We start from the raw sequence: 1,034 nt of genomic DNA on the forward strand, positions 1-1,034 counted from the left end.
TGATTAAATACCCAGATGCAGAAGCTGAAATTGTTGGCCATACCGATTCAACCGGCTCTGAAAAAGTGAACCAACGTATCTCTGAGCAGCGCGCTCAAGCGGTCGCGGATTACTTGGTCGAGCAAGGTGTAAAAGCAGAGCAGCTTAAGGTGCGTGGTGCCGGTGAATCTCAACCTATTGCTTCAAACAAAACAGCTGAAGGTCGTGCTCAAAACCGTCGTGTAGAAGTGACGATTCCTAGCTTTGAGTACCAAGAGCTACAACAACCAGCACAGTAAGCCTGTGACATTATGACAAAAGGGAGCAAGTTGCTCCCTTTTTGCCATCTTAACCACCATCCCATCGATTCTCAGCATGCTTCTCCATCGCAAGACAAAGAGGATGAGTCGCAACTTACCCAGCCAGTTTCTGATCAAGTAACAAAGCGCAAAACAACAGCAACAAAAGAGATAGACTCGAASAACGAAACATCTCGATCGCGGTGCGTTCTTCAGCACGAAACTGAGTTTTTATCGCTACAGCACAAAACAGACATTCAGCACCAGTGCACTAAATAAATAGAGATAGCTGGCCATTCCAACCAATACGGGCAGCATACAAACCAACGCCAGCAGAATGGCATAGAGAAGAATCGACGTTTTGGTGTATTCAACGCCATGCGTCACTGGCAGCATGGGGATATTCACCTTGGCATAATCCTCTTTTCTGTGAATCGCCAACGCCCAAAATGCGGAGGGTCCAAATGAAAATGATCATCAGCCAACAACCATGCATGAGGATGTAACTCACCCGTTATCGATGTCCAACCCAATAAAGGCGGCATCGCACCAGCAATACCTGCAATCACGATATTTTGAGGGGTCGCTCGTTTTAAATAGAGCGTATAAATCCACCGCATAGCCCAACAAACTGGCAAAGGTGAGATAGGCAGTGAGGCTATTTACCCAAAGCATTAGCGATTAGAAACCCTAACGAACCAATCAGAAGCGCAAACAACAGCACATTGAAGGGGCTGACTATCCCCTTTAGGAAGC

General features: G+C 46.7%; 1 protein-coding gene and 1 pseudogene. One reads left to right on the forward strand and one right to left on the reverse strand.

The genetic code is table 11. The features are described from left to right. Positions 1-278 (forward strand): OmpA family protein (locus CIK04_RS28380; protein WP_142995033.1); only part of this gene is annotated, 278 nt, incomplete at its 5' end. A gap of 115 nt (positions 279-393) precedes the next feature. On the opposite strand, the pseudogene CIK04_RS28385 reads toward CIK04_RS28380, so the two are convergent. Then, a pseudogene (locus tag CIK04_RS28385) lies at positions 394-1,034 on the reverse strand (UbiA family prenyltransferase); the annotation flags it as partial.

This window comes from Vibrio sp. 03_296 (assembly GCF_002265885.1).